This window comes from Bifidobacterium parmae (assembly GCF_002860365.1).
GTDB lineage: Bacteria > Actinomycetota > Actinomycetes > Actinomycetales > Bifidobacteriaceae > Bifidobacterium > Bifidobacterium parmae.
In genome coordinates this window covers 38,066-64,772 of sequence record NZ_NMWT01000010.1, presented here as the reverse complement: position 1 = coordinate 64,772, position 26,707 = coordinate 38,066, and the positions used below count along the sequence as shown (strand labels likewise).

General features: G+C 66.6%; 21 protein-coding genes, 1 tRNA gene and 1 pseudogene. 9 read left to right on the top strand and 14 right to left on the bottom strand.

All coding sequences use genetic code 11. The features are described 5' to 3' along the window. The first annotated feature begins 29 nt into the window (after nucleotides 1-29). Together purM and purD are read left to right on the top strand one after the other, a co-directional pair. Nucleotides 30-1,067 carry a phosphoribosylformylglycinamidine cyclo-ligase gene (purM, locus tag Uis4E_RS04635; RefSeq protein WP_101622060.1) on the top strand — a complete coding sequence of 346 codons (1,038 nt, stop codon included), beginning with the start codon at nucleotides 30-32 and terminating at the stop codon, nucleotides 1,065-1,067. Nucleotides 1,068-1,126: 59 nt separating this feature from the next. Continuing rightward, complete coding sequence (gene purD, locus Uis4E_RS04630; protein ID WP_101622059.1) at nucleotides 1,127-2,395, top strand: phosphoribosylamine--glycine ligase; 1,269 nt, start codon at nucleotides 1,127-1,129, stop codon at nucleotides 2,393-2,395. Between the two features lie 69 nt (nucleotides 2,396-2,464). On the opposite strand, the gene Uis4E_RS04625 is transcribed toward purD, so the two are convergent. The 3 genes from Uis4E_RS04625 to Uis4E_RS04615 form a co-directional block, all read right to left on the bottom strand. After that, complete coding sequence (locus Uis4E_RS04625; protein ID WP_101622058.1) at nucleotides 2,465-4,003, bottom strand: aldehyde dehydrogenase family protein; 1,539 nt, start codon at nucleotides 4,001-4,003, stop codon at nucleotides 2,465-2,467. 73 nt (nucleotides 4,004-4,076) lie between these two features. Further along, nucleotides 4,077-6,107, bottom strand: coding sequence for a sulfatase-like hydrolase/transferase (locus tag Uis4E_RS04620; RefSeq protein WP_243394336.1), 2,031 nt, complete (start codon nucleotides 6,105-6,107; stop codon nucleotides 4,077-4,079). 263 nt (nucleotides 6,108-6,370) lie between these two features. Continuing rightward, nucleotides 6,371-7,285, bottom strand: a complete 915-nt coding sequence (locus Uis4E_RS04615; RefSeq protein WP_423734910.1) for a metal ABC transporter solute-binding protein, Zn/Mn family — start codon at nucleotides 7,283-7,285, stop codon at nucleotides 6,371-6,373. A gap of 704 nt (nucleotides 7,286-7,989) precedes the next feature. On the opposite strand from Uis4E_RS04615, the gene Uis4E_RS04610 reads away from it, so the two are divergent. Continuing rightward, nucleotides 7,990-9,018, top strand: a complete 1,029-nt coding sequence (locus Uis4E_RS04610) for a hypothetical protein (protein WP_101622056.1) — start codon at nucleotides 7,990-7,992, stop codon at nucleotides 9,016-9,018. A 182-nt stretch (nucleotides 9,019-9,200) separates the two neighbouring features. Here the strand turns inward: Uis4E_RS04610 and Uis4E_RS04605 are convergent, their stop codons facing one another. The 4 genes and pseudogenes from Uis4E_RS04605 to Uis4E_RS04590 all read right to left on the bottom strand — a co-directional run bounded on the left by Uis4E_RS04605 (nucleotide 9,201) and on the right by Uis4E_RS04590 (nucleotide 12,413). Beyond that, entirely contained in the window at nucleotides 9,201-9,608 is a 408-nt protein-coding gene (locus Uis4E_RS04605) for a Fur family transcriptional regulator (RefSeq protein WP_101622055.1), read from the bottom strand. A gap of 90 nt (nucleotides 9,609-9,698) precedes the next feature. Next, nucleotides 9,699-10,868: pseudogene (gene purK / locus Uis4E_RS04600) on the bottom strand (5-(carboxyamino)imidazole ribonucleotide synthase); the annotation flags it as partial. Beyond that, nucleotides 10,852-11,349: a 5-(carboxyamino)imidazole ribonucleotide mutase gene (purE, locus tag Uis4E_RS04595; protein WP_034526948.1), complete on the bottom strand. Its 498-nt coding sequence runs from the start codon at nucleotides 11,347-11,349 to the stop codon at nucleotides 10,852-10,854. The gene purE and the pseudogene purK, both read right to left, overlap by 17 nt. A gap of 71 nt (nucleotides 11,350-11,420) precedes the next feature. After that, nucleotides 11,421-12,413 carry a zinc-binding dehydrogenase gene (locus tag Uis4E_RS04590; protein ID WP_101622054.1) on the bottom strand — a complete coding sequence of 331 codons (993 nt, stop codon included), beginning with the start codon at nucleotides 12,411-12,413 and terminating at the stop codon, nucleotides 11,421-11,423. 192 nt (nucleotides 12,414-12,605) lie between these two features. Here Uis4E_RS04590 and Uis4E_RS04585 point away from each other — a divergent pair, with 192 nt between their 5' ends. Continuing rightward, on the top strand, nucleotides 12,606-14,780 hold the full coding sequence (locus tag Uis4E_RS04585) for a 1-deoxy-D-xylulose-5-phosphate synthase (protein ID WP_101622053.1): 2,175 nt from the start codon (nucleotides 12,606-12,608) through the stop codon (nucleotides 14,778-14,780). 105 nt (nucleotides 14,781-14,885) lie between these two features. Continuing rightward, nucleotides 14,886-14,959: transfer RNA gene (locus tag Uis4E_RS04580), tRNA-Arg, on the top strand. Here the strand turns inward: Uis4E_RS04580 and Uis4E_RS04575 are convergent. Both Uis4E_RS04575 and Uis4E_RS04570 read right to left on the bottom strand, forming a co-directional pair. After that, nucleotides 14,957-15,451: a GNAT family N-acetyltransferase gene (locus Uis4E_RS04575; protein WP_101622052.1), complete on the bottom strand. Its 495-nt coding sequence runs from the start codon at nucleotides 15,449-15,451 to the stop codon at nucleotides 14,957-14,959. The genes Uis4E_RS04580 and Uis4E_RS04575 overlap by 3 nt on opposite strands. A 110-nt stretch (nucleotides 15,452-15,561) precedes the next feature. Further along, nucleotides 15,562-15,966, bottom strand: coding sequence for a DUF4186 domain-containing protein (locus Uis4E_RS04570; RefSeq protein ID WP_101622051.1), 405 nt, complete (start codon nucleotides 15,964-15,966; stop codon nucleotides 15,562-15,564). A gap of 439 nt (nucleotides 15,967-16,405) precedes the next feature. On the opposite strand from Uis4E_RS04570, the gene Uis4E_RS04565 reads away from it, so the two are divergent. Further along, complete coding sequence (locus Uis4E_RS04565) at nucleotides 16,406-16,618, top strand: Nif11-like leader peptide family natural product precursor (RefSeq protein ID WP_101622050.1); 213 nt, start codon at nucleotides 16,406-16,408, stop codon at nucleotides 16,616-16,618. A gap of 209 nt (nucleotides 16,619-16,827) precedes the next feature. Here the strand turns inward: Uis4E_RS04565 and Uis4E_RS04560 are convergent, their stop codons facing one another. Continuing rightward, nucleotides 16,828-17,529: an ECF transporter S component gene (locus Uis4E_RS04560; protein WP_101622049.1), complete on the bottom strand. Its 702-nt coding sequence runs from the start codon at nucleotides 17,527-17,529 to the stop codon at nucleotides 16,828-16,830. Between the two features lie 286 nt (nucleotides 17,530-17,815). Here Uis4E_RS04560 and purB point away from each other — a divergent pair, with 286 nt between their 5' ends. The 3 genes from purB to Uis4E_RS04545 all read left to right on the top strand — a co-directional run bounded on the left by purB (nucleotide 17,816) and on the right by Uis4E_RS04545 (nucleotide 22,173). Continuing rightward, nucleotides 17,816-19,252 (top strand): adenylosuccinate lyase, encoded by a 1,437-nt coding sequence (gene purB, locus Uis4E_RS04555; RefSeq protein ID WP_101622048.1) that lies wholly within the window; start codon nucleotides 17,816-17,818, stop codon nucleotides 19,250-19,252. Between the two features lie 24 nt (nucleotides 19,253-19,276). Next, the gene (locus Uis4E_RS04550; protein ID WP_101622047.1) at nucleotides 19,277-21,721 is read left to right on the top strand and encodes a lysylphosphatidylglycerol synthase transmembrane domain-containing protein; all 2,445 of its coding nucleotides are present in this window, start codon (nucleotides 19,277-19,279) and stop codon (nucleotides 21,719-21,721) included. Nucleotides 21,722-21,888: 167 nt separating this feature from the next. Then, nucleotides 21,889-22,173 (top strand): HU family DNA-binding protein, encoded by a 285-nt coding sequence (locus tag Uis4E_RS04545; RefSeq protein ID WP_055426949.1) that lies wholly within the window; start codon nucleotides 21,889-21,891, stop codon nucleotides 22,171-22,173. Nucleotides 22,174-22,274: 101 nt separating this feature from the next. On the opposite strand, the gene pafA is transcribed toward Uis4E_RS04545, so the two are convergent. The 4 genes from pafA to dop all read right to left on the bottom strand — a co-directional run bounded on the left by pafA (nucleotide 22,275) and on the right by dop (nucleotide 26,704). Continuing rightward, a complete protein-coding gene (gene pafA, locus Uis4E_RS04540; RefSeq protein WP_101622046.1) occupies nucleotides 22,275-23,738 on the bottom strand; it encodes a Pup--protein ligase in 1,464 nt (487 codons plus the stop codon). Beyond that, the gene (locus Uis4E_RS04535; RefSeq protein ID WP_101622045.1) at nucleotides 23,738-23,947 is read right to left on the bottom strand and encodes a ubiquitin-like protein Pup; all 210 of its coding nucleotides are present in this window, start codon (nucleotides 23,945-23,947) and stop codon (nucleotides 23,738-23,740) included. Before Uis4E_RS04535 ends, pafA begins: the two co-directional genes overlap by 1 nt. Nucleotides 23,948-24,086: 139 nt before the next feature. After that, complete coding sequence (locus Uis4E_RS04530) at nucleotides 24,087-24,944, bottom strand: inositol monophosphatase family protein (protein ID WP_101622044.1); 858 nt, start codon at nucleotides 24,942-24,944, stop codon at nucleotides 24,087-24,089. 89 nt (nucleotides 24,945-25,033) lie between these two features. After that, nucleotides 25,034-26,704 (bottom strand): depupylase/deamidase Dop, encoded by a 1,671-nt coding sequence (gene dop / locus Uis4E_RS04525; RefSeq protein WP_165784848.1) that lies wholly within the window; start codon nucleotides 26,702-26,704, stop codon nucleotides 25,034-25,036. Nucleotides 26,705-26,707: the final 3 nt, after the last annotated feature.

Here is a 26,707-nt window from a genome sequence, read left to right as displayed (position 1 = left end):
CCATCAGCCCCAAGAAAGGCCCAACCCCAATGCCCAAAGCATATGAGAACGCCGGCGTGAGCGTCGAAGCCGGCTACGAAGTCGTCAAGCGCATCAAGTCGCACGTCGCCCGCACGAACCGCCCCGGCGTGGTCGGCGGCATCGGCGGCTTCGGCGGTCTGTTCGACCTCGCGTCCCTCGGCTACCAGGAGCCGGTCCTCATCTCCGGCACCGACGGCGTGGGCACCAAGCTCATGGTCGCCAAGATGGCGAACAAGCACGACACCATCGGCATCGACTGCGTCGCCATGTGCGTCAACGACATCGCCGCCCAGGGCGCCGAGCCGCTGTTCTTCCTCGACTACATCGCCTGCGGCAAGAACGATCCGGCGCTGCTCGAGCAGGTCGTCGCCGGCGTGGCCGACGGCTGCGTGCAGGCCGGAAGCGGCCTGATCGGCGGCGAGACCGCCGAAATGCCCGGCATGTACGACGAGGACGAGTACGATCTGGCCGGCTTCGCGGTCGGCGTGGCCGAGAAGTCGAAGATCGTCGACGGCTCCGGCATCACCGAAGGCGACGCGCTCATCGGCCTGCCGTCCACCGGCATCCACTCCAACGGCTTCTCCCTCGTGCGCAAGGCCCTGTTCGAGCAGGCCGGCTACACGGTCGACACCGAGCTGGACGAGCTCGACGGCGCGAAGCTCGGCGACGTGCTTCTCACCCCCACCAAGATCTACGTGAAGGCCCTCAAGCCTCTGTTCGATGCGGGCGTCGTCAAGGGCGTCGCGCACATCACCGGTGGTGGCTTCATCGAGAACGTGCCGCGCATGATCCCCGACGGGCTTGCCGCCGAGATCAACCTCGGCTCCTGGCCCGTGCTGCCGATCTTCGACGTGCTGGAGAAGGCCGGCGAGATCGACCACATGGAGATGTACAACATCTTCAACATGGGCATCGGCATGGTGCTCGCCGTCCCCGCCGACCGCGCCGACGAGACCATCGCGCTGCTCGAGGCCAACGGCGAGCAGGGCTACCGTCTCGGCTCCATCGTCCAGGATGCCGACGGCACGCAGATCACGCTCAAGTAAAACCCGTTCCACGGCTCCCCTCGCCAGGGGAGCCGCAACCATGTGAAAGGACTTTGCAAATGGGTCAGAAGGTTCTGGTCATCGGTTCCGGCGCGCGCGAACACGCCATCGCGCACGCGCTTCAGCGCGGCGGCAGCGTCGAGGAGGTGACCGTCGCCCCCGGCAACCCCGGCATGGAGCTCGACGGCATCCGCACCACGCACATCGCCGAGTCGAATCACGCGGCGCTCATCGACTTCATGAAGGACAACGGCTACGACTGGGCGTTCGTCGGCCCCGAAGTGCCACTTATCGACGGCCTGGTGGACGACTTCGCCGCCGCCGGTCTCAAGGCGTTCGGCCCGGACAAGGCCGCCGCCCAGATCGAAGGCTCCAAGGATTTCGCCAAGCAGCTCATGGAGCGACACGGCATTCCGACCGCCAAGTACGCGACCTTCGACGCGCTCGATCCGGCCGTCGCCTACGTGCGTGAGCACGGCGCTCCGATCGTCGTCAAGGCCGACGGTCTGGCCGCCGGTAAGGGCGTCACCGTCGCCATGGACGTCGAGACCGCCGTCGCCGCGCTCGACGATATCTTCATCGACCATCGTTTCGGCAACGCAGGTGCGAAGGTCGTCATCGAGGACTTCCTCGAGGGCCAGGAGTTCTCCCTGATGAGCTTCGTCAACGGCACCGAGTTCTGGCCGATGCCGATCTCCCAGGACCACAAGCGCGCCTACGACGGCGACAAGGGCCCGAACACGGGCGGCATGGGCGCATACAGCCCGGTCCCGCAGATCCCGCAGTCCGTGGTGGACGAGGCGATCGAGACGATCGTGCGCCCCACCGTCAAGGCCATGGCCGACGAGGGTACGCCGTTCACCGGTATCCTCTACGCGGGTCTCATCGCCACCGCGGACGGCCCGAAGGTCATCGAGTTCAACGCCCGCTTCGGCGACCCGGAGACCGAAGTCGTCCTCCCGAAGCTCACCTCCGACCTGGCCGCCGGCATCAGCGCGATTCTCGACGGCGAGACCCCGGAGTTCACGTGGGATGACGACCGCGTCACACTCGGTGTCGTCCTTGCCTCCGACGGCTACCCGACCAACGTCGTCAAGGGCGCGAAGATCCCCACCATCCCCGTCGACGAGGATTCCCACGTCTACTACGCGGGCGTCTCCAAGAACGAGGATGGCGAGCTCGTCGCCTCCTCCGGCCGTGTGCTGTTCGTCGAGACCTCCGCCCCCACCATCAAGGACGCGCAGGACAAGGTGTACGCGGTCATCGACGCGCTGCCGACCGACGGCATGTTCTACCGTCACGACATCGGCTTCAAAGCCCTGAAGTGAGGAATGCTCCGCTGAATAACGCCGCTGAATATCACTCAGCGGCGTTATTCATGAGCACGGAATCAAGAATCAGCCCAATCGGCGCAGCAACCTGATGACGCGACGTGTCACCGCGTCGAACGGCGGGTAGACCAGACGCAACGTGTCGGGGTGCGACGGCTTCACCGTCACCGTTTTCATGTGACTGAACGTGTCGAATCCGGTCTTCCCGTGGTAGGCACCCATACCGGACGCACCCACGCCGCCGAACGGCAGCCGTGCGGACATGAGATGGCCGAGCGGAAGCCCGAAGCCGAGCGCGCCCGACGACGTGCGCCGCTCGAAGGCGAGACGGGTCGCACGATCTCGCGAGAACACGTATGCGGCGAGCGGGCGCGGCCGTGCGTTGATGAACCTGATCGCCGCATCCGCGTCACGCACGACCAGAATCGGCAGGATCGGGCCGAAGATCTCTTCACGCATCACCGGCGCGTCCGGCGACGTGCCGAACAGCACGGTGGGTGCCACGTAGCGCGTCTCGCGGTCGACCACGCCGCCACACACCACCCGCCCGGCCGGATCAGCCGCACGTGGATCGGCCGCACGCGAGGCGCCACCGCCCATGCCGAGCCTACGTCCCACCATGTCCGCGGCGGCACCGAACACGGACGCCGCTTTGACCAACGGCGACACCGGACGAGCCGAGGCCGGCGCGGGAACCGTTCCGGCGGGCAGCAGACCGCACAGTCGATCGACATGACGATCGTTGACGATGCGCCCGTAATTGGGGGAACGCCGCGGATCCTCCCCATAGAACTCGTGTACGGCCACCGCGATGCGTTCCGCCAGCCGATGCGCCACATCCGGTGTGGCGAGCACGTAGTCGGGAGCCACACAGGTCTGCCCCGCGTTCGTGAACCTCCCCCACGCGATGCGCCGCGCGGCCACGGCGAGATCGCAGGTACCGTCGACGAACACCGGCGACTTGCCGCCGAGTTCCAACGTGACCGGCGTGAGGTGCTCTGCCGCGGCCTTCATCACGATGCGTCCGACGCGTTCGCCTCCCGTGTAGAACACGTGGTCGAACGGCTGCGCGAGCAGCATGCCGGTTTGAGCGGCTCCGCCTTCGACCACGGCCACCGCGTCCGGATCGAGGTATCGCGGAACCAGACGGGCGATCAGCGCGGATGTCCGCGGGGCGAGTTCGGAGGGTTTGAGACAAACCGCATTCCCGGCGGCGAGCGCGTCGGCCAAGGGCTCGAGCAGCAGCAGCGCCGGATAGTTCCATGGCGCGATGATGAGCGTCACGCCTTTCGGCTCGGCCACGGTCCAGCCTGCGGCCGGTTGGAGCGCCAATGGCATCGCGACAGGCCGACGCCGGGTCCATGCGCGCAGATGATCGCGCACGAACCGGGTTTCGGCGGCGATCAGGTTCAATTCCGTGAGCATGGTCTCGGCCGCCGGTTTGCCGAGGTCGGCGCGAATCGCCGCGACGAGATCGGACCGGTGGTCGTTCACCATGCGCCGTAACGCGTCGAGCTGCGCGCGCCGCCACGCGAGAGGACGCGTGCGGCCGGACGCGTAGGCGGATTCGAGACGGGCGAACGTCGCTTCGATGCCGGAAGTCATTGGGCGCACGCCTTCACATGATTCATACGACTCACCACGATTCCTCATTCGCGATCCCTCATATGCGCGCCGCTTACGGCAACGTCATGAAGTCGGTGTCCTTGAGGTAGCCGTGGCCGTCGGTGATGTCGTACTGGATGAGCTTGTAGTCCTCCAGCAGCTGCTTCGTCTCCTTGTCGAAGTCGCTTTCGGCCATCGGCTTGCCCGCATTGTCGAGGTAGATCGCCTGACCCTCCGGGATACGGTCCCAGCCTTGGATCTTGTTGACGACCGGCGGTTCCATGGCGGAGACGCGCTGGTGCATGAGCGTGAGGAACGCGAGGTACGGCGACACCTTGGCATCCATGTGTTCGGCGGCCTGCGCGACGAAGAAGTTCGGCGACGAGTAGTCGGCGTTGTCGATTTTCTCGCCCTGCGACGAGGACGCCTTGTTCGACCAGATGAAGTAGTCGGTCAGGTGGAGGGCGAGCGAGTTGTCGTCGTCCTCGCTGGCGGACGAGTAGATGCCGGGCAGGTGGTCGCCGTAGAAGACGACGGTGATCGGCTTGTCGAGCTTGTCAAGCTTGTCGAGGAAGTCGGCGGTGGCCTCGTCAGTGATCGCCTGACCCTTCTGGTAGGTCTCGATGGACTCCTGCTCGTCTTTGCCGAGCGGCGTGCCGGTGGTGGATTCGGCGGTGAAATCGTTGTCTTTATACCACGCGTGGTAGGGCATGTGGTTCTGCATGGTGATGACCTGCAGGAACTGGTCGGCATCGGTCTTCCCGACTTCCTCCAGCGTGCTTTGGTAGGTGGCGGCGTCGGAGACGTAAGGGCTGTCGTCGATGCGGTCCTGATGGGAGATGACGTCGGGGCCGGTCAACGTGTAGAAGTGCGAGAACCCGAACTTCTTGTAGTTGGTGGCGCGCGAGTACATGGACGACTCGTACGGGTGCAGGCCGATCGAGTTCTTCGGCGCACCCCACATCTGGTTGATGGTCGGCGTCCAATGCTCGCCGGGGACGAGCTGCTGGTAGGGGCTGGTCAGCGACGAGTCGAAGTTCGCCATCGACAGGCCGGTCAGCCCCATGTATTCGAGGTTCGCGGTGCCGCCGCCGTAGCCGGAGGACAGCATGAGACCGGAGGTGGTGTTCTCCTTGATCTGGCGGATGCGGGGCATCGAATCCTTGTTGACCTTGAGTCCGGGCACGCGCGAGGTGTCGGAGAAGGATTCGGACAGCACGTAGATGACGGTCGAGTCGGTGAGATCGTTGTCGCGCGTGGCGTTGATCTTCTGCGCGGCCTTCCGGTACCGTGCGGCGACCTGCTTCATGGTCTCCTCGGAATAGTCCGACGGCTTGTCCATCACCTTGGGGTGGACCTGGCGCATGAACGCGACGAGCGGACCGTTGCGTTGCGCGTCGTACACGGAATCCCACATGGACGGCTTGTCGCCCATCACGGTGGCGAGATTCTTCGCCCAACTGCCGACGGTGCTCACCTGCATCGCGTACAGGCCGAAGAACAGTCCGGGCAGCAGGACGAGCAGCAGACGCGCGACCGCGTTCACGGACTTCGTCTGACGGTCGGAGCCGCGGAACATGCGCCCGCGGCGTGCGTCGATGTGGTCGAGCGCGATGAACACGGCGACGAACACGGCGAACACGGCGATGGCGGCGAGGATCGTCCAATGCGCGCCGGCGGGCATGAATCCCATGAGGTTGCCGGCGTCCGCCTTGAGGAAGTTCAGATCGGAGGGCAGCACGGCCTCGTAGCGGATGGAGATCTTGAAATGTTCGATGACGGCGACGACGATCGCGACGGCCACGAGCACCGGCGTGGCGATCCAGAACCGGTTGAAGATCATGAGCAGCGCAAGGTAGATCATGCCGACGAGCAGGATGTTGAGCAGGAACACGAAATTGGGTTCGCGCAGGTTGAACATCTTGCCGACGAAGTCCCAGCCGACCTCCGGGCTGGACAGGGTGACGCGCGAGGAGGCGCCGAGGGTGACGCCGACTTCGAGAATCGCGACGACGGCGATGTCGAAGACGAGGAACAGCACGGCATACAGCCAGCCGGGGAACGGCTTCGGCTCGCGCCACAGGCGCGTGATGCCGGATTTCATGCCATGCGCGTTCCCGAGATCCGCCTCACGTGTGGCGTCATGTTCGGTGTTGACGTGCGATTCGTGCTGCTTCATACTGCTTGATTCACCCATACGCTCGGTTCCGTGTGACATACAACCGCCCATTTTCGCCGTCGAACCTTGGAATGACCAGTGCGACGACGGTTTCCTTACGTTTTCCAACCATTCACCCTAACGCAAAGGGTGCCTCGGGCCGAAACACGGCCCAAGACACCCGGGAAGCGTGCGTCGTTTCGCGTGTCTCACTTCGCAGCGGAGGCGAAATCGTCGACGAGCGCGTCCATCCAGTCGATCAGGTCGCCGTACTCGTGCGGCATCTGTTCGGGGAGTTCGACGACCGGCACGCCACCTTCCTTCGCGGCGGACGTGATCTGATCGGTGGTGGAGTTCGTTTCCTGCGTGTTGAGGACGAGCGCCTTGACGGAACCGTCCTCCAGCGCATCCTGGAACGCCTTGATGTCGGCCGCAGTCGGTTCGCTTTCGTTGGCGGCCGCCTGCTTGTAGCCTTTCGGCGTGGCGTCGATCATGCCGAGGTCGTCGGCAAGGTACCAGGCGACGGATTCGGTGGCCGCGTATGACAGTCCTGCGGTCATGGCGGAGATCTTCTCGATCTTGGATTCGAGCGTGTCCTCCTTGGCGTGCCAGTCCTTGTTGAGCTGCTCGTAGTCGTCCTTGTGGGAGGGGTCGGCCTGGCTGTAGGCGGCGGTGATCGCGTCGGCGGCGGCGGAACGCACCTTGGAAGAGAACCACACGTGCGGGTTGTCGCCTTCCTTGACGCCGCCGGCGGCGGCCGCGTCGACGAGCGCGGCGTCCGTGGATTCCACGGCCTTGGACGCCCATGGGTCATAGCCGGCGCCGTTGACTATCGCGACCTTCGCGGAACCGATCCGGGCGACGTCCTGCGCGGTCGGCTCGTAGTCGTGCGCCTCCACGTTGGTCTTGGACATGATGGCGGTGACGTCGACGTGGTCGCCGCCGAGATCCTCGGCGATGGAGCCCCACTGGTTGATCGAGGCGACGACGGCGAGTTTGCCTGCGGATGCGCCATCGGCGGATGCTCCCGAACCGCAGGCGGCGACGGAACAGAGCGTCGCGATCGCGGCGACGGCGGCCAATCCTCGCCTGACGGCGGACGTGATGGTGGTCGACATGGGCATGATGGGTGATTCCTCTCTACGCGGCCGTCTTCCCGGCCGTCTCGTGTGACGCATCACACTATAACACATATTGAGAACTATTATCATTAGCACTTTTGCGGCGTGTCGCGCAGCTGCCTTCCACCGGAGCACACAGCTGAATCCCGCCGGCCGCCCATATCGCATCAGCACAGCAATCGCCGACGACACATCGCCATAGAATCACTTGCGAGACCGCACACCGCGGATGAAGAAGGAAGACCACAGTCATGCGACACCTGCCACCGGCTCCCACGCCAGCGCCCACGACGACCATGCCGCCTGTACCCGCACCGCTCCCCCAAAACGCGGGAGATCCGCCCATGCCGACCCCATCGCGACCGGTCGGCGACGCGACCATCACCGATGCCCCCGCACCGGCGTCGCAACAGGCCGTTCCACCGGTACCGGCGCCCGCATTCGCTCCGGCATCCGTGCCGACACCCGTACCATTCCCCGCGCCGGCTCCCGTACCGCAACCACCCGCACCCGCAGCCGCTGCCGCAGCCATCGGAAAGCAACCGCCAGCACCGACCGAAACGGCTCCACTGATGGCATTGCCCGCGGCGATCGAACCGTCGCCGCTCGCACCGCTCGCCGCCGTGGCAACCGAGGAAACCCTCACACCGGAACCGGAACCGGAACCACAGTCACAACCGGAACCACCGTCGCGGACGCAACGGCCGATGGCGCAGCAGCCCGGCTCCGCACCTACTCCCGCAGCCTCCGGTCCATCCACCGGCGACAAGCGCCGTCTCACCATCATCGCCGCCGTCACGGCCGCAGCCTTGATCGTCGCCGGAATCGGCGGCTACCTGCTGTGGTCGAATCATCGGCGCGACGCTGCGATGACCGCCTGCCGGAACGCGGCCAAGGAATACGACAAGACGCACGACGCGATGGCGAAGATCCTCGCACAGGCGAAATCCCTCTCCTCCACGGACGAAAGCACGATGAGCTCGACGGATTCGCTCGACAAGCTCAAGAAGCTCATCGCGAGCAAGACCGCCACCGACACCACCCCGCCGATCTGCGACGCTGGACTGGTTACCAGCGAACTGGAATCCACGAAGGGACGTCTCGACGATCTCGCCGGCGACAACCGCGCGCTGCAGCGGCAATTGGAGTCGTCCATCAAGGACGTGAACGCCAGCATCGACGCCAAGACGCTGAAGAACGCCCAAGACGATCTGAACGACGCAATCGACCAAGCACAGAACGTGCTCGACAGTTCCGCCGGTCAGGTCGCCGACGAATCCACGCGGTCGAATCTGCAGACCGCGATCGATGACGCGCGCAAGACCGTGAACAAGGACAAGCCCAGCGCCGCGGAGATGACCAAGGCCACCAAGTCGCTGACCGACGCAATCGGCAAGGTCAACTCGTCCATCGCCGCGAAGCAGCAGGCGGACGCCGAGGAGAAGGCGCGCAAGGCCGCGGAGGGGCCGCAGGGCGCGTTCTTCTTCGCCGCCGGCGCCGGCGGGTACCGCGAGAGCATCACCTTCGCGGACGGGCAGGCGACGAGCATCCAATGGATGTCGCTGAGTCCCGACAGAAAGACGGTCGTCTATCAGGTGAGCTCCGATGATGGATATACTTACACGCTGACCGACAACGAGGGCGGCACCCGCACGTTCACCTACGACAGGGGATCCAACACGCTCACCGACGTCACGGCCGGACTGTCCAACGAATACGCACACGCCGACAACTGATTCCCACCGTTCGCGGGACACGATCGTCCACCACGACTCCTCCGCCGCAGCGGACGGATCGCAGTACACGCCGATAACGCAGGAGGGGTGCGGTTCACAAGAACCGCACCCCTCTTATCGACGGGAATCCACTGCCTGGAACCCACTGCCTGCCGAAGCCGTTCGGAACAGGCCGGAACCGTTCAGACCGTCTCCTTCGCCTTCTCCCGACATTCCGGGCACAGGCCGAAGACCTCGAGCGTATGACGCTCGACGGTGAAGCCGTGGCCCTCGGCGACCTTGCGCAGCCAGGCTTCGCTGGGCGGGTCGATCTCGACGGTCTTGCCGCATTCACGGCACACCAGATGGTGATGGTGCCCGTCGTCGCCGCACAGGCGGAACAGCTGCTGGCCGTCGAGCCGGATCGTGTCGGCCGCGCCCGAGTCGGCGAGCGCGTTCAGCTGCCGGTACACGGTGGCGAGGCCTATGCGCGAGCCGGCATCCTGCATGCGCCGGTGCAGGTCCTGTGCGGAAATGAACTCGTCGCACCCGGCGAGCGCCGCGTGGATCGCGTCCTTCTGCTTGGTCTGACGTTCGATGTGTTCAGCCATGGACGCGGGTCACGCCTCCGTCTCGGATCCGGCTGCGCCGGACGCATCGGAGACACCAGACACAGCGGGCTGCACGAACGGACGCGCGTAGGGCTTGAGATCGTCCCAGCAGCCGGTCGCCTCGAGCTCGTCCACGGTGCGCGCGGTATCGTCGGTGAGCACGGTGATGTGCCCCATCTTGCGGTTGTGGCGCAGCTGCGCCTTGCCGTAGTCGTGCACGTTCCATTCGGGATGCGTGGCGATCTGCGCGCGCGTGGGCAGCACGTGCTGGCCGAGCACGTTGACCATGACGGCGGGGCTGAGCAGCTTCGGCTGGATGAGCGGCCAGCCGGCGATGCCGCGGATGTGCGCGTCGAACTGGTCGAACGAGCACGCCTCGATCGTGTAGTGGCCGGAGTTGTGCGGGCGCGGCGCGAGCTCGTTGACGATGACGCGGCCGTCCTTGGTGACGAACAGCTCGATGGCGAGCGTGCCGGCCAGTTCGAAGCCCTTCGCGAGCGCGAGCGCCATCTCGTGCGCGGTCTTCGCGATTTCGGGGCTCACTTCGGCGGGCGCGATCGTCATGTGGAGGATGTTGTTGCGGTGGTCGTTGCGCACGATCGGGAACGTCACGTAGTCCTTGCCGTTGCCGGACACGAGGATGGACGCCTCGAACGCGAAGTCGACGAAACCTTCGAGGATGGACGGGGGGAAGCCGCCGCCGCGGTCGCCGCGCGCGCGGATCTTCTCCAGATCCATGTCGTTCTTGAGCACGTGCTGGCCGTGGCCGTCGTAGCCGCCGGAACGGGTCTTCAACACGCACGGGTAGTGCAGGTCGTCGATGGCGGCCTCGAGCTCGTCGAAGTCGTTGACCTCGCGCCACGGGGCGGTCTCGATGCCGTGCTTGTTGATGAACGTCTTCTCGTTGATGCGGTCCTGGGTGACGCGCAGCAGGTCGGTGCCCTGCGGGGCGGCGACCAGGTGGCGCACCTCGTCGATCGAATCGGCGTCCACGTTCTCGAACTCGTAGGTGAGCACGTCGGACTTCTCCGCCAGATCGTGGATGGCGGTCTTGTCGTCGTACTCGCCGACGACCTGGAAGTCGGCGACCTGCGCGGTCGGGCAGTCGGGGGTCGGGTCGAGCACGCCGATGCGGAAGCCCATGTACTTGGCGCTCAGGGCCATCATGCGGCCGAGCTGGCCGCCGCCGATGATGCCGATGGTCGCGCCCGGCTGCAGCATCTGCGTGGCGCCGTGGGTTTCCTCAAACAAGCTGGGCATTGGATTCCGCCACCTTCTCCTTCAGCGACTCACGGTAGGCCTGGAGCTTGTCGGCCAGGTCGGGCTCGAACGCGGAGAGCATCTGCACGGCGAGCAGGCCGGCGTTGGTGGCGCCGGAGTTGCCGACGGCGGTGGTGGCGACGGGGATGCCGCCGGGCATCTGCACGATGGAGAGCAGCGAATCCCAGCCGGACAGGGCGTGGGAGCGCACGGGCACGCCGATGACGGGCAGCGTGGTCTGCGCGGCGATCATGCCGGGCAGGTGGGCGGCACCGCCGGCGCCGGCGATGATGACCTTGAGTCCGTTGGCGCGCGCGTTGTGCGCGAAGTCGGCCATGAGCTCCGGGGTGCGGTGGGCCGAGATCACCTGCTTGTGATAGGCCACGCCGAACTGGTCGAGGATGTCGCAGGCGCGCTTCATGGTCTCCCAGTCGCTGGACGATCCCATGACGACGGCCACTTCGGGCTTGCTGTCCGTCATTATCATTACCTCCACGTTATTGAGAATGTGGTTTCACTGTACTCCCCCGCCACCCCGGCGCGGCGACGGGCTCACACGGTAAGCGCGACCTTGCCGAACACGTCGCCGCCGATCGCGCGGCGGAACGCGTCCGGCGCGGCGTCGAGTCCGGCGAACGTCGAATCGATCGCCGGATGCAGGTCGGCGTGTTCGACGAAGCGCAGCAGGCGTGCGAAGTCCTCGCGCGATCCCATCGTGTTGCCCTGCACGCGGATGTCCTGGAAGAAGACGCGTGTGAGCTCCGCGCCCGGCTGGTCGCCGGTCGTCGCGCCGCATATGGCGATCGTGCCGCCCGGACGCACGGATTTCACGGAATGGGACCACGTGGCGGCTCCCACGGATTCGATGACTGCGTCGACCTTGCGCGGCAGACGCGCGCCGGACTCGAACGCCGCGTCCGCGCCGAGCGCCAGCGCGCGTTCGCGTTTCGCTTCGGAACGCGACGTGACGAACACCTCCAGCCCCGCCGCGTGCGCGAGCTGGATCGCCGCGGTGGACACGCCGCCGCCCGCGCCCTGCACGAGAATCGTGTCGCCGGGCTTGACGTTCGCCGCCGTGAACACGAGCGCATAGGCGGTGAGCCAGCTGGTGCCGAGCGCCGCCGCCTCGGCGAAGTCGAGGTTCGCGGGCTTGGCGAACACGTTCGCGGACGGCACCGCGACATGTTCGGCCATCGTGCCCGGATACTTCTCGGACAGGATCGTGCGCCGCTCCCCCGGAGCCACGCCCGCGCCGTCGGTGCCGACGAACGTGTAGAGCACGACCTCGCTTCCCGCTTTGAGCCCGCCGCGGCCCGACACGTCGTCGTCGAGGATTCCGGCGGCGTCGGTACCGAGGATCATCGGCGTCTGCTTGTCGGAGAGTCCCACGCCCTTGAGGCTCCACACGTCGTGATGGTTGACGGTCGCGGCTTTGACGGACACGGTCGACCAGAACGGTCTCGGCTCCGGCTCGGGCATCTCGCCCACGGCGAGCGCGGCGAGCGGGTCGGCGTTGTTGACGCAGGATGCGTATACGGCCTTCATCGGCGTTCCTTTCGTTGCGGCGCCGTCACGCACCACCGCGCGACGGTTCACTTTCCGTCATTATTGTCGCACGCGCACACGCCGATTTACGGAGATGTTGGGAGTATCGCCGCGTGGCACGCGGACAGGAGCGGCCGATGCGTCTAGGCTTACGTCGGCGGAAGGTAGTCAGTCGGGAGGAGAGACACGCGTATGACGAACGGCATTCTGGAGCGGATTTCGGGGCCCGACGACGTCAAGGCGCTCTCACGCGCGGAACTCCACGGGCTGTGCCGCGACATCCGGTCCACGCTGCTCGCCTACGGCCACGCGCACGGCGGCCATATCGGCTCGAACCTCGGCATGGTGGAGGCGACGGTCGCACTGCACCGCGTGTTCGATTCCCCTCACGACCGCATCGTGTTCGACGTGTCGCACCAGAGCTACGTGCACAAGATGCTCACCGGCCGTGCCGGCGCATACCTCGATCCGGCGCGTTTCGACGAGGTGACCGGGTTCACGAATCCGGACGAAAGCGAACACGATCAGTTCACGCTCGGCCACACCGGCACGTCAATCTCGCTCGCCTGCGGTCTCGCGAAGACGCGCGACATGGCGCTTGCGGCCTCCGACGGGACCGACGACGCGGGCATCGGCGACGTGGTCGCGGTGATCGGCGACGGCTCTCTGAGCTCCGGCATCGCGTTCGAGGGACTGAACAACGCGGCCGAGCAGGGCGGCAACCTCATCATCGTGCTCAATGACAACGAAATGTCGATCGCCGGCGATTTCGGTGGCATGTACGGCCCCTTGGCGCGTCTGCGCGAATCGGGCGGCACCGCCGAACCCAATCTGTTCCGCGCGTTCGGCCTCGACTACCGGTATGTGGCGCGCGGCAACGACGTGGACGCGCTGGTCGCGGCGTTCGAGGAGGTCCGCCATATCGGGCACCCGGTCGTCGTGCACATCCATACGTTGAAGGGCGCCGGATTCGCGGGCGGTCCGGTCGCTCAGGTCTCCCCGGACGATCAGGTCTCCCCGGACGCTGTCGCCGCGACCGGCGGTTTTGACGGCGCGTCGAGCGACACCGGCATCGCCACGACCGGCAACGTCGCGCACGCCGAGCCGTGGCGATCCGACCACTGCGACCTGCCGGACTCCGCGCCGCACGAAGGCCAATGCGAAGCATCGCACTGGCAGACACCGGACAAGGCGCTGGGCCGCCCGGACGATCCGCGCAAGCACTACGGCAAACTCGCGATGGCGGCACTGGAACGCCGCTTCCCCGACGAGCCGGGACTCGTCGTGATCTCACCGGCGACGCCCGGATCGAACGGCATCACGCATGATTTCCGCGAACGCGCGGGCGCGCACTACGTGGATTGCGGCATCACCGAATCGCATGCGGTCACGTTCGCCTGCGGCATCGCACGCGCCGGCGGCACTCCGGTGGTGGCGACCACCGCGTCGTTCTTCCAGCGCGCCTACGACCAGTTCTTCCAAGAGATGAGCCTCAACCGTTCCCGCGTAACGGTGCTCGACTTCCTCGGCGGCCTGTCCGGTTCGGACAACACGCATTCGGGTGCATACGACATCGCGATGTTCGCGAACATCCCGGGCGTGACGATGCTCGCGCCCACCTCGACGCGCGATTATCTCGACGCGCTGGCCTGGGCGACCATGCCGACCGATGCCGCGAACGGTGACGGCACTCGTCGCGCTCGCGGCGCTGTCGGTACTGTCGGCATGATCGGTGCCGCAGGCGCGACGAATCCGCCCGACGGCCCGGTGGTGATCCGCGTGCCGGGACAGGCGATCCTCGACCGCGAACGTAATCTGGGACGCGAATCCTCGCCCGAAGAGGTGCTTCGCGGAGATCTCACGGGCGACGGCGCGTCGGACATGCTCGCGTACCGCATGAACCACGCGGGCTCCGACGTGGCGGTGCTCGCGCTCGGCAACACGCATCCGTTGGGCGAACGGGTGATAGAGGCGCTGGCTGCGCCGGACACGACCGATGCCGTCGGTGAAGGCGACGGCGGCCACTCCCCCATCGACGCGACCCTCATCGACCCGCGGCAGTGCACGACGCTTGATATCGCGGCGCTCGACGCGCTGCGCGACGGGCATCGTCTCGTCGTCACGTTGGAGGACGGACAGCTGGAAGGCGGCTGGGGCGAGAAGGTGACCGCATACTATGCGAACCATCCCGGCGCCGCCGTTGATGACGCGGACCGCGGAGGCGCGGACGGCGGGCGCATGCGCGTGCTCAACTTCGGCGCGACGAAGGAGTTCACCGACCGCGTGCCACTCGCCGAACTCAACGCACGCTACGGGCTGACCGTGGAGGCGGTCGTGCGACGCATCCGCGAAACGCTCGATCGCTAAGGGCACGCGGAGGGCACGACGGGTGCGTTAGGGTGCACGGAGGGTGCGGCACACCGATGCCGGGGTTGCGCCAAACCCGCTCCACCATTAGAATTCATTGAGTTTGGCCCCGTAGCTCAGCTGGATAGAGCATGTGACTTCTAATCTCAAGGTCGACGGTTCGAGCCCGTCCGGGGTCACTTTTTCAACGTCAGGCGCATCTGATGCCAGACGACGTCGCCGTGCGTGGATTCGGAGATGCCTTCGTCCACGAATCCGAAGCGCGCGTAGAAGCCGACGAGCCGGTCCTTGCATGTGAGCACGAGTCCCTTACGACCGGCAGCGCGCGAATCCGCGATCACACGGCGCATCACGAGGCTCGCGAATCCACGATGCCGGAAGGCGGGCGCAGTGTCCACGCCGAAGATCATCTGCCACGCGCCATGCGGGTCATGCTGCGCCGCATCGTCGTACATGTCGTCCGTCAAATCGGGGCGGTCAGTGGCGAATCCGTTGACGAACGCGACGATTCCGCCGTCACCGTCACGTGTCAGCAGCCAGAATCCTTCCGGATAGGAGGCGAGCCGTGCGCGCAACGATTCACGCGACGCGGCTTCGGCATCCGGGAAACACGCGGATTCGATTGCGTCGAGCGCGTCAAGGTCGGCCGTCGCCGCGTGACGGACCGTCATGCCCGTGGGAACGTCACATGCATCCGACACCGGTTTGATGGATGCGGAGGAAACGGCGGACCGGCCGGCTCCATCGGTCCCATCGGTTCCTTCATGTGTTGTCATCATTGTCATATCGGCATCGTATCGCCCGGCTGCACCGGATGGTTCACGAGGTCGCGTTCGATCCACGCCATGACGAGGTCGGCGAGGCGATTCACCTCCGCATCGGTGAGCTCGCGGCCCTTGGGAATGTGATGCCATTTCTCGATGCAGCCGCGGCAACAGGTGGCGGTGGCATGCTGCGCGGTGAAGACCGGATGACCGCGCCACGGCGTCTGCCGTCCATCGTTCTTCGGAATCGCATCGCCGACGCGGGCGCGCAGCATCTCGCGCGCATGCCGGTCGATGATCGCTTTCCCCTTGGCGCGCGCATAGGCGCGGTCCTTGTCCGTCAACGCGAATTTCGCACGGAACGCGGAATGCGAGAGTCGTGCCAGCGTTCCGTCGATCCACCGCCGTTCGTCATCATCCATGTCCGTCTGCCACCTTTCGCATCCGCGCCTTTAGCACCGCACGCCCGTGATGGTGCCCTACCCCGGCATAACACGTCCCACTCCCGCCTGACGACATCGTTCCACGCCCGGCACGACTCATTCCGGCCCTTGCACGACTCGCTCCCCGGCAATCACGGCTCGCTCCTTGACTTGCCACGACAATCCGTAACAAACCGTGGAGGGAACCGTGCACGGTAGGGAGGGAACCGTGCAGGACGGGGAGGAAACCGCGCGAGGTAGGGAGGAAACACGGGGACGAGAGGAAACGCCGACGGGAACGCTACCCATCGGAGCGGGAAACGACTAGAACAGGAACCAGCCGGGGAATCCCGAGGGCGGGGTTCTTGAAATCCACGGCATACGCCGATGCCGATGGCGTGCGTGCGACGGCCGTGGTACGAAACGCAAGGAGTCTACTATGACTGGCATCAGCGAAGAGGAACTGGACGAGAAGCTTGCGGCGGCGCAGACCATCGACGAGGTCATGGCGATCGCCAAGGAGGCGGGTCATCCGCTGACCTACGAGGAGGCGGATGCGTTCTTCGGCCGTATCGAACAGGCGAAGTCGGATACGGCCGAGCTTGTCGGCGATTCGGTGAAGTCCGTAGCCAAGGAGGCGCTCGGCATCTGAGCCGGAACGGCCAAACGACTATAAACGACCGTATCGGATCGCATTGATACGAGCGGCGGGCCTTTGGGAAGAAGGCCCGCCGCTTTTGCATACCAACCGTCGCTCCCCTAGTAGTCAACTACGACGACAGCCTCTTCATCGGTGGGAGCCGAGTTCAGCAGGCACAGTCGAGCTGCGTCAACGCACCATCAGGGGGACGGCTGTGAGGGTCAAGCCTGCGGACGGGCGCGCAGGAGCGCACGGCCGGAGGCGAGGCGGTCGAGCACGCCGGTCGCGGCGAGCGCGAGCATGAGGAACCACGGCATGACGCCGCTCAGCACCACGCCACCGGTCACTTCGGAAATCAGATGCACGATGCCACGCGGGCTCGCAATCGCCACACCCTGGTAGCGGAAGAACAGCAGGTAGAAACCGTATTCGATGGCGACCATCGCACCGGAGGCGATCAAAACCGGCAGGTTGAACACGCGGTAGCGGGTCAGGAAGAACGGAATCTCGGCGAACACGCCCTGCAGCAGGGCGGACACGATCACGAATCCGATGCCGTACTGGCTGCCGATCACGGTTTCGACAAGCGTGCCGACCACGTTCACGTACAGCGCGGCACCGGGCTTGCGCAGCACGAGCACGGCGAGCGTGCCGGAGAAATACCACATGGCGTGCGTCACGCTCGCAAGTCCCGGCAGCACGGCGCCAAGGAACGACGAGATCGGCATGTACGCGAAGTTGAATCCCCAGAAAATCACGCCGCATGCGACGCCCAGCGTGGCACCGACGGCGATGTCGAGCGGACGCCACTTGAGACGGGTCTCATCGGACACCGACGCCGCGGAGACGGAACGATCGGAACGCCCGAAACGATCGGAACGATCGGAACGATTGGATGAATGGTTGTTTTGCTGAACGGACATGGTACTCCCCTTGCCGGTCTCGGCCGCGCACAGTGATCCACGAAGACGTTCCTTGACCTGCGCGGCTCGGGCGGGAACGCCGTCTGTCAGTATACGGGCTTCGGATACGAACACGTGAACGACCTCGGCTGCGTGGGGCGGCACCATATCCCACCGCATTCCACCGCATCCCGCCCCAAGCCGACCCCGAACCGCGAACAGCACAACTTCGCACAGGAAAACCGCACACAACATCACAAATCGCACCGTTTCGAGCGGTTCACGGCTGCAAGTACCCTAAAGAGTTATGAAGCTTACCGATATTTCCCCCGCAATCGCACTGACGCCGCTCGACGGCCGCTACCACAACGCCACCGCCCCGCTCGTGGAATACATGAGCGAACCGGCCCTCAACCGCGAGCGTATGCGCGTCGAGGTGGAGTGGATGATCCTGCTGGCCAACGGCTTCGAAGGCAACGGCGACCAGCCGATCATCGACGGCGTCGAACCGTTCACCGAGGAGGAGAAGGCGTTCCTGAGGTCCATCCCCGAGGACTTCGGCGCCGAGGGCATCAAGCAGCACGCCGCGCACGAGGCCGTCACGCACCATGACGTGAAGGCCGTCGAATACTACATCGACGACCAGTTCGACAAGGCCCCGGCCTCCCTGACGCACATCAACGACCGTCTCAAGACGCTCGTCCACTTCGCCTGCACCTCCGAGGACATCAACAACCTGTCGATCGCCCGCTGCGTGAAGAACGCCGTCGAGAACGTATGGACCCCGGCGTTCAGGGAGATCATCGATCATCTCGCCGCCAAGGCCGAGGAGCACAAGGATCTCGCACTCCTGTCCCTCACGCACGGCCAGCCGGCCACGCCAACCACGCTCGGCAAGGAGCTCGCCGTCTACGTCTACCGTCTGAACCGCCAGCTCAAGCACATCGAGAACCAGGAGTACCTGGGCAAGATCAACGGCGCGACCGGCACGTTCGGCGCGCATCTGGCCGCCTGCCCGGACGTCGACTGGGTCGCCGTCTCCCGCGAGTTCGTCGAGAACCGCATGGGCCTGACCTGGAACCCGCTGACCACGCAGATCGAATCCCACGACTGGCAGGCCGAGCTCTACTCGACCATCTCCCACGCGAACCGCATCATGCACAACCTGTGCGTGGACGTGTGGATGTACATCTCCCGCGGCGTGTTCGCCCAGGTGCCGGTCAAGGGCGCCACCGGCTCCTCCACGATGCCGCACAAGGTCAACCCGATCCGCTTCGAGAACGCCGAGGCCAACTTCGAGATCAGCTGCTCGCTGCTCGACACGCTGTCCGCCACGCTGGTGGAATCCCGCTGGCAGCGCGACCTGACCGATTCGACCACGCAGCGCAACATCGGCTCCGCGCTCGGCTACTCGCAGCTCGCCCTGACCAACCTCATGGGCGGCCTCAAGTCCATCCACCCGAACGAGCACGTCATCACGCGCGAGCTCGACGAGAACTGGGAGGTGCTCGGCGAGCCCATCCAGACGGCGATGCGCGCCTGCGAGCTGCGTGGCCTGCCGGGCATGGAGAAGCCGTACGAGAAGGTCAAGGAGCTCATGCGCGGCCACACGATCGACCAGGCCCAGGTCGAGGCGTTCATCGACCAGCAGTCCTTCGATCCCGAAACCGCCGCCCGCCTCAAGGCGCTCACGCCCGCCACGTACACGGGCGTCGCCTCGAAGCTCGTCGCCTTCGACCGCTGATTCCGCAAGGAGTCGTACCCACCGATGTCCACGCACATCGACGATGTGGCGCCCCGGCGCACACACGATTTCGGTGATCTGACACGTGCCGCCATGTCCCTCGGACTGGCGGCCGTCGTCATGGTGTTCGCCGTATACATGGGCGGCATGACGCGCGGCGTCGAATCCGACGCGCACACCGCCGCGCAGGCCATCGACTGGCTCGCCGGCATCCCGTCCACCGTCCTGCAGCAGTTCGCCACGCTCGTCATCGTGGTCATGGTGCTGTGCCAGCTGCTGATCGGCCGCGAATGGCTGCAGGCGGCCGTCTCCGCGCTCGCCATGTTCGCCGGCTACGGCACGGTGTGGCTCGCGTCGGCGGCGATCAGCGGGCTGGCGGACAAGACGCTCGCCCTGTCGCTCGCCTCCGCCGCGACCGCGTTCGGCTCCGGCCTGCTGCCGAACATGTACGCGGGCATGGCGTCGTTCCTCACCGTGGCCGGTCCGCGGCGCACGCGTTCGAGCGTCAAATGGAGCTGGAACATCCTGTACGCGGTGGCGGCGGTCATGGTGGTGCTCTCCTGGCATTCGGTGACCGGCATGCTCGTCTCGTTCGCCTGCGGGCGCACGGTCGGTATGCTCATCCGATTCGCGGTCGGCACGCAGAACAAGGGCGTGTGGGGCGAAGACCTGGCGGCCGCGCTGCGCGGCGTCGGCCTCGACCCGTCGTCGCTGGTGCGCCGCGAGGACCCGTCGCCGGGCGTGCGCGCGTTGAGCGCCTCCCTCGACGACGATCTGGTCGAAGGTTCGCGCATCTACGATCTGGAGACCCGCGACGGCGGCCGGTACACGGTGTCCGTGCTGGACGCGCAGACGCACACGGCCGGCTATCTCAAGCAGTTGTGGGATTGGCTGCGGTTCTCCGGCGTGGCGATGCGCCGCGACCGTTCGGCGCGCGACGCCGTCCAGCATCATCTGTCGATGCTGCTCGGCCTGCACAACGTGAAGCTGCCAGCGCCCGCGCCGTACGCGATCGCCGACACGGAGGAGTCCGCGATCCTCGTGCTCAACGCGCATACGACGGAGCTCGCCGCGAACCTCAACACGCTGACGCGCGGCGACGCGGTCGACTACATGCGGTATCTGGCCGTCGCGAACCGTCGCGGCTACACGCACCGGCGCATCACGCCGGACGTGCTGTCGCGCTTCGAGGACGGCACGCCGGTGATCGCCGGATGGCAGAACGGCGACGGCGCCTCCTCCCCCGCGAACACCGCGTTGGACAAGGTGCAGCTGCTCGCCCTGTTCGCCGCGCTGATCGGCGTGGACGAGGCGGTCGCCGCGGCCCGCGACGCGTGGGACTCCGCGACGCTCGCCTCGATCGCGCCGTTCATCCAGAAGATTGCGGTGCCGGCACCCACGCGCGCGCTCGACGCGTGGGACAAGACAACGCTGAAATCGTTGCGTGACGCGGTCGCGCCGCGACGCGACGATACGAGCGAGACCGACGCCGCCGAGACCGCGACGGCGGACGACGAGACGCCCGTGGAGACGGTCCCGTTGGCGCGGTTCTCGCTGCGTTCGATGCTCACGATGCTGCTGCTTATCGTCGCCGCGGTCGTCGTGTTCACGCAGATGCGACCCGACGAGATCATCGCCGCGGTGCGCAACGCGAATCCGGTCATGGCGCTCGTCTGCCTCGCGTTCGGCGTGTGCGGTTGGATCGGCTCGTCGCTTTCGCTCGGCGCGCTGATGGATCGCGACCGGCGCGACCCGATGGGCGTGTTCATGAGCCAGGTGGCCGGCGGCTTCGCGACCGTGTCGATGCCGGCGGGCGTCGGCCCTTCGTTCGTGAACCTCCAGTTCCTGCGCCGGTCCGGCTACCGCAACACGGCGGCGACGGCGATCATGAGCGCCGCGCTCGTCGTCTACTATGCGGCGTACGCGGTGATCGTCGTGGTCATCGGCCTGTTCACCGGCCGCAACACGTTCTCCGGCATGATCCCGACGAACACGCTGGCGATCGTGTTCGGCATCCTCGTCGTCGTGTTCTCCGTCGCGATGATGATCCCGACCATACGCCATCTGGTCATGCAGCGCGTCGTGCCGGTCGTGAAACGGTATCTGAGCCAGCTGCTCGACGTGCTCGGCCAGCCCGCCCAGCTCACGGCGAGCGTCGCCGGCGCGTTCCTGCAGAACGTCACGACGGGACTCGCGTTCTGGGCGGCGCTGCTCGCGTTCGGCGTGCACACGAATCCGATCGAGACGACGTTCGTGTTCATGCTCGCCTACGCGCTCGGCTCGGCGGTGCCGACCCCCGGCGGTCTGGGCGGCGTGGAGGCGGCGCTCACCGTCTCGTTCGCCGCGGTGGGCGTGCCGCAGGGCGTGGCCCTGTCCGCGACGCTGCTGCACCGCGTCGTCTTCTACTGGCTGCGCATCCCGCTGGGGGCGCTGGCGATGAAATGGCTCGACAAGCGCAACCTCGTGTGATACGCGAACCGTTCGCGCCAATCCGCATAATCCGTGAAAATCCGTCGCGGAACACGTGAAATCGTTGAAAAATGCGCTGTTTGGCCTCATCATGCGCTATCATCATTGATGAAATAAACGGACCGGCGGCCAAGTTGCCGGTCCCCGGACAAAGAAGGATGCTGTTCATGGCATACAACAAGTCTGATCTCGTTTCGAAGATCGCCCAGAAGTCCAACCTGACCAAGGCCCAGGCCGAGGCCGCCGTCAACGCCTTCCAGGATGTGTTCGTCGAGGCCATGCAGTCCGGCGAAGGCCTGAAGCTGACCGGCCTGTTCTCCGCCGAGCGCGTCAAGCGCGCCGCCCGCACGGGCCGCAACCCGCGCACCGGCGAGACCATCGAGATCCCCGCCACCTACGGCGTGCGCATCTCCGCCGGCTCCCTGCTGAAGAAGGCCGTCACCAACAAGTGAGCCTTCCGCCCCACGGCGTAGCAGCATAGATCTTCGAGGGCCCTCCGCACCGGATTGGTGCGGAGGGCCCTCGCGTATGCGTGCCGTCGTGATTCACGCTGTCACTCCATCGCGGCCATCAACGCGCGGTAGGCGTCGGTCGGTTCGGCGCCGAACGGGTCGAGGAGCGTCGCCTCGCGGCGGGTCGGCGCGGTGACGACGAGCGTCGTCCAGTCGCAGGAGAACTGCACGCCCGCGTCGAGCGCGCGCCGCACGAACGCGCCGCGCAGCGCGGCGCGCGTGTCGGCGGGCGGCCGGTGCTTCGCCGCGGCCACGGTCGAATCCTCCAGCAGCACCTGCAGCCGGCTGTGCGCGACGAGCGACCCGTAGAGCCGCCCGTTGGCCACGTCGTGGTAGTCGAGCTCCATCCGTTCCAGCTGCGCGAAGTCCAGGTCCGGCCGGCGGCGGCGCATCGCCGAGGCGAGCACATGCTTCGCCGCCCAGTCGACGCGCGTCGCCAACGCGAGGAAATCCCGGCGTTCCAGCATCTCCAACGCCCACCGCCAGTCGGCGAGCACGACGTCGACCTCGCTTCGCGGCAGGGAGGCGGCGACCGCGTCGTGATGGTCGCGCACGAACGCCTCGACGATGTCGAGATAGCGATGCTGCATGGCGAGCGGATCGGGCATGCCGTCGGCCCCGTCATCGTCGGACGGCCGCTCCCCCGTGTCCAGCCAGCGGCTGACCGCGCGGTTCGCGGCGGCCGGATCGTCGAACGCGAGATCCTCGAATCCGCTCGGACGCCCGCGGCGCACCGCGTCCTCGATCACGCACAGGACGAGGTGCGTGACGGCGAGCTTCATCCACGTGGCCCATTGGGAGCGGTTCGAGTCGCCGATGATGACGTGCAGGCGGCGGAACGATTCGGGGTCGGCGTGCGGCTCGTCGCGCGTGTTCACCATCGGGCGGGAGCGTGTGGTGGCGGATGAGACCGCCTCGTCGAGGAAGTCGGCGCGTTGCGTGATCTGGAAGCCGTCCGGCGTGAACCGGCCGGCGCCCGTGTACAGCTGGCGGGTGATGAGGAACGGCAGCAGCTGCTTCTCGATCGTCTCCAACGGCACGAACCTGCGCACGAGATAGTTCTCGTGGCAGCCGAACGCGTGGCCGGCGGAGTCCACGTTGTTCTTGAACACGTGGATCGTCGCGTCTTCGCCGTGGCCCGCACGGAGCCGGGTCTGCGCGTCCGTCGCGAGCGACGCCATCACGCGTTCGCCGGCCGCGTCCTGCGCGAGCGCGTCGTACGGGTCGCGCGCCTCCGCGGTCGCGTACTCCGGGTGGGATCCGACGTCGAGGTAGAGGCGCGAGCCGTTGTCGAGATACGTGTTCGTCGAACGGGCGCGGGAGACGACCGGCTGGAACATGGTCATCGCGACCTGTCCGGCGTCCACCGGACGGTCGGCGCCCGTGACGGACACGCCGTATTCGGTTTCGACGCCGAAGATGCGCATGAAGCCGTCGAGTTCGGCGGCCGGCGTCGCGCCCGCCTCGTGGGCGGCGCGCGTGCCGCTGTCGCGCAGCTGCGGCATCACTCGCCGCCCTTCTGCACGAAGCTGTTCACGTACTCCTCGGCGTTGGTCTCCAGCGTGGATTCGATGTCGTCGAGCACCGCGTCGAGCGCGTCGAATTCGACGTCCGACTGCTGCGAGGCCTGCGTGGCCGCGGACGCGAGCTCCTCGCCCGTGGTCTGCTGGTCCGACTGCGCGGACTGGTTCGCCTGCGCGAATTCCTGAGGCATGATGGTTCCTTCCGTTCGTTGCATTCGTTACGTTCTGTGTCCGTTTTCCGGCGGCCCGTCGCCGCCGATCCGTTGCCTACGATACGCGAAAGCCCCGGGATGTTCCCCCGGGGCCCGCGATACGGTTGTCGTCAGGCCGTCACTCGCCTTCGCTTTGGACGAGATACGGCTTGATCTCGCGGTCGATCAGACCGTTCGTGCACAGCACGTCGTTGTTCTGACGCCAGTGGATGCCGCTGCCGTTCCAACGCCGCAGCGCGCCCTGCGCCTCCCAGACGACCACGGCGGCCGAGGAGATGGCGGGCACGTCCCACTCGTGCAGCATCGGCTCGAAGTACGCGTCGTACGTGCCGTCGGCCACCTTGCACAGGTCGAGCGAGGCGGGGCCGACGCGCTTGATGTCGGCGGGACGGCCTTCGGCGAGCGCGGCGACGGTGTGCAGCGCGCGATCCGCCTCGCCCGGCACGTAGGACATGCCGAAGCTGACGACCGCGCCGTCCAGCGAGGCGGTCATGGACGGCACGACCTTCTCGCGCTTCTCGCCGACGGGCGTGTTGCGGATGCGCACCGCGCCCGCGCCCTTCGCGGCGAGGTACGTCTCGCCGAGCGCCGGCGCGTGCACGACGCCGAGGATCGGCTGCGCGGAGCCCTCCTCGTTGAATTCGAACAGGGACACGGTAATCGCCCATTCGCTCATGTTGCGGATGTAGTTGATGGCGCCGTCGATCTTGCCGACGCACCAGTAGCGCTGTCCGGGGCGGGATTTCGACGGACGCGTCTGCCAGAAGCCGTCGAAGTGCTCCATGTCGGCGAGACGGCCGGACATGTAGCGCAGCAGACGCCCGTCGACCTCCACGTTGAACTGTTCGCCGGGGTTCTCGCGTGAGATGAGCATGTCATGCGGTGCCATCTGATCCTGCAGGGCGTGCTTGCCTGCCGCCTGGGCGATGGCGGCGACCTTCATCGCGAGGTCGCGCAGATTCTCCTGTTGTGCCATGGTTCACCATCTTATCGGTGTTTTGTGGCGGTGTCGTGCGGCCGGTGGCGCGACGGCCGCCGACGGCCGCCGGCGACGGCCCGCGTCGGCTATCGGCGCAGCGCGAGCCGTTCGATCAGCGAGGCCGCGTCGTCCGCCTCGGCGAGCGCGGTCTCGACGTTCTCCTTACGGAACGCGAGCGGATCGGACATGTCGAGGCTGACGAGGTCGCCGGGGCGCACGCCCGTCGCGTCGTCGCCGACGCCGGCGGCGGGTTTGCGCACGGTCAGGTGCGACCAGCTGGCGGCGACCACGTCGGCGGGGAACGTGCGCACGAGCGCCGCGCGCAGCCAGGCGCGCGTCGTCTCGGGCGGGTTGTGCGCGGCGCGGTCGAGCGCGTCGTCGTCGACGAGACGTTCGACGCTGCCGGCGGCGGCGAGACGCGCGAACACGGATTTCGCCGGGTCGAGCGCCGCCCAGGAGAGGTCGACGGCGGCGAGACGCGCGTCGGCCCATGAGGCGGCGCCGGTGCCGGTCGTGTCGGTCGCGCGGGTCGCGCGGGCGATCTTGCGGCGCAGTTTCTCGAGCAGCTGCCACTTGAGCAGCCATTCGACGCGCCCGGCCTCCGCCTTCATCGTGAGGCGCGTATCGTCGTCGGCGTGGCGGATGGCGGCGGTGTCGGCGAGCGCCTGCCCCCACATGGCCATGATGTTGCGGGTCTCGCGGTCCTCCCATGCGGGTTCGCCCTTCGTGTCGGTGCCGAGTGTGGCGGCGGCGACCTCGTAGACGGCGCGTCGCAGGGCCACCTGCATGAGCCATGCGGTGGTCGTGCCGCCGGTTTCGAGCGGGAGCGCGGCGGTGAGCGTCAGGTCGTGGGAGACGGTGTGCATCGCCTCGACCGGGTCGGCGAGCTGGAGGGAGCCGAGCAGCGCGTCGAGGTCGTAGCCGGCCTCGCGCGCGTGTTCGAGCGTCCACAGGAGGATGGAGGTGACGCCGAGTTTGAGCGCCTGGGGCACGTCCATGCGGTTCGCGTCGCCGACGATCACGTGGAGGCGACGGAATGCGCCGGTGGAGTGGGATTCGTCGCGCGTGTTGATGATGGGCCGGTCGAACGTGGTCTGCAGTCCGATCTTCGCGTGGATCGTGTCGGCGCGCTGGCTCAATTGGAAGCCGGGCGTCTCGCTCGCCTCGCCGATGCCGACTCTGCCGGAGCCGGCCCAGATCTGGCGGGAGACGAAGTGCGCGGTCATCAGGGCGGCCACGTCCGCGAACGGCACGTCGCGGCGCATCATGTAGTTCTCGTGCGTGCCCCAGCTGGCGCCTTTGCCGTCCACGTTGTTGCGGTGGAGCACGACCGGGTGCCCGGACGCCTCGGGTTCGGGGTCGGCGGCGCTTGCGGCCCGCGCGGCGGCGAGCATGAGGCGGTCGCCGGCGTGGTCGTAGAGCAGCGCCTGGAACGGGTCGGTGGTTTCGGGCGCCGAGTATTCGGGGTGCGCGTGGTCCACGTAGATGCGTCCGCCGTTGGGGGCGATCACGTTGGTGATGTTGAGCTGGGGCGCGTCGGTGAGCATGTCGGGGCGCGCGGCGGCGCGGTCGAGCCGCGTGCCGCGCGCGTCGTTGACCGGATCCTCCTGCCGGTAGTCCCAGCGGATGTGCCGCGTCGCGTCGTCGGCGGCCGCGCCGACCACGTCGAAGCTCAGTTTGACCGGCTGGTAGTAGGCGACGCCCGGCTGCGACACCGCGTACTCGGTCTCCGTCCCCATCACTCGTCTGACGGTCATGTT

Excerpts from the sequence above, each read along its gene's own strand:
- purE (WP_034526948.1), bottom strand. The coding sequence starts at position 11,349 with ATGACGGACAGCAAGCCCGAAGTGGCCGTCGTCATGGGATCGTCCAGC.
- Uis4E_RS04565 (WP_101622050.1), top strand. The coding sequence starts at position 16,406 with ATGACTGGCATCAGCGAAGAGGAACTGGACGAGAAGCTTGCGGCGGCG.
- Uis4E_RS04620 (WP_243394336.1), bottom strand. The coding sequence starts at position 6,107 with ATGAAATCCGGCATCACGCGCCTGTGGCGCGAGCCGAAGCCGTTCCCC.
- Uis4E_RS04550 (WP_101622047.1), top strand. The coding sequence starts at position 19,277 with ATGTCCACGCACATCGACGATGTGGCGCCCCGGCGCACACACGATTTC.
- Uis4E_RS04530 (WP_101622044.1), bottom strand. The coding sequence starts at position 24,944 with ATGGCACAACAGGAGAATCTGCGCGACCTCGCGATGAAGGTCGCCGCC.
- Uis4E_RS04560 (WP_101622049.1), bottom strand. The coding sequence starts at position 17,529 with ATGTCCGTTCAGCAAAACAACCATTCATCCAATCGTTCCGATCGTTCC.
- purM (WP_101622060.1), top strand. The coding sequence starts at position 30 with ATGCCCAAAGCATATGAGAACGCCGGCGTGAGCGTCGAAGCCGGCTAC.
- Uis4E_RS04610 (WP_101622056.1), top strand. The coding sequence starts at position 7,990 with ATGGCGCAGCAGCCCGGCTCCGCACCTACTCCCGCAGCCTCCGGTCCA.
- Uis4E_RS04575 (WP_101622052.1), bottom strand. The coding sequence starts at position 15,451 with ATGACGGTCCGTCACGCGGCGACGGCCGACCTTGACGCGCTCGACGCA.
- Uis4E_RS04570 (WP_101622051.1), bottom strand. The coding sequence starts at position 15,966 with ATGGATGATGACGAACGGCGGTGGATCGACGGAACGCTGGCACGACTC.
- Uis4E_RS04545 (WP_055426949.1), top strand. The coding sequence starts at position 21,889 with ATGGCATACAACAAGTCTGATCTCGTTTCGAAGATCGCCCAGAAGTCC.
- purB (WP_101622048.1), top strand. The coding sequence starts at position 17,816 with ATGAAGCTTACCGATATTTCCCCCGCAATCGCACTGACGCCGCTCGAC.
- dop (WP_165784848.1), bottom strand. The coding sequence starts at position 26,704 with ATGACCGTCAGACGAGTGATGGGGACGGAGACCGAGTACGCGGTGTCG.
- Uis4E_RS04585 (WP_101622053.1), top strand. The coding sequence starts at position 12,606 with ATGACGAACGGCATTCTGGAGCGGATTTCGGGGCCCGACGACGTCAAG.
- pafA (WP_101622046.1), bottom strand. The coding sequence starts at position 23,738 with ATGCCGCAGCTGCGCGACAGCGGCACGCGCGCCGCCCACGAGGCGGGC.
- Uis4E_RS04590 (WP_101622054.1), bottom strand. The coding sequence starts at position 12,413 with ATGAAGGCCGTATACGCATCCTGCGTCAACAACGCCGACCCGCTCGCC.
- Uis4E_RS04615 (WP_423734910.1), bottom strand. The coding sequence starts at position 7,285 with ATGCCCATGTCGACCACCATCACGTCCGCCGTCAGGCGAGGATTGGCC.
- Uis4E_RS04625 (WP_101622058.1), bottom strand. The coding sequence starts at position 4,003 with ATGACTTCCGGCATCGAAGCGACGTTCGCCCGTCTCGAATCCGCCTAC.
- purD (WP_101622059.1), top strand. The coding sequence starts at position 1,127 with ATGGGTCAGAAGGTTCTGGTCATCGGTTCCGGCGCGCGCGAACACGCC.
- Uis4E_RS04535 (WP_101622045.1), bottom strand. The coding sequence starts at position 23,947 with ATGCCTCAGGAATTCGCGCAGGCGAACCAGTCCGCGCAGTCGGACCAG.
- Uis4E_RS04605 (WP_101622055.1), bottom strand. The coding sequence starts at position 9,608 with ATGGCTGAACACATCGAACGTCAGACCAAGCAGAAGGACGCGATCCAC.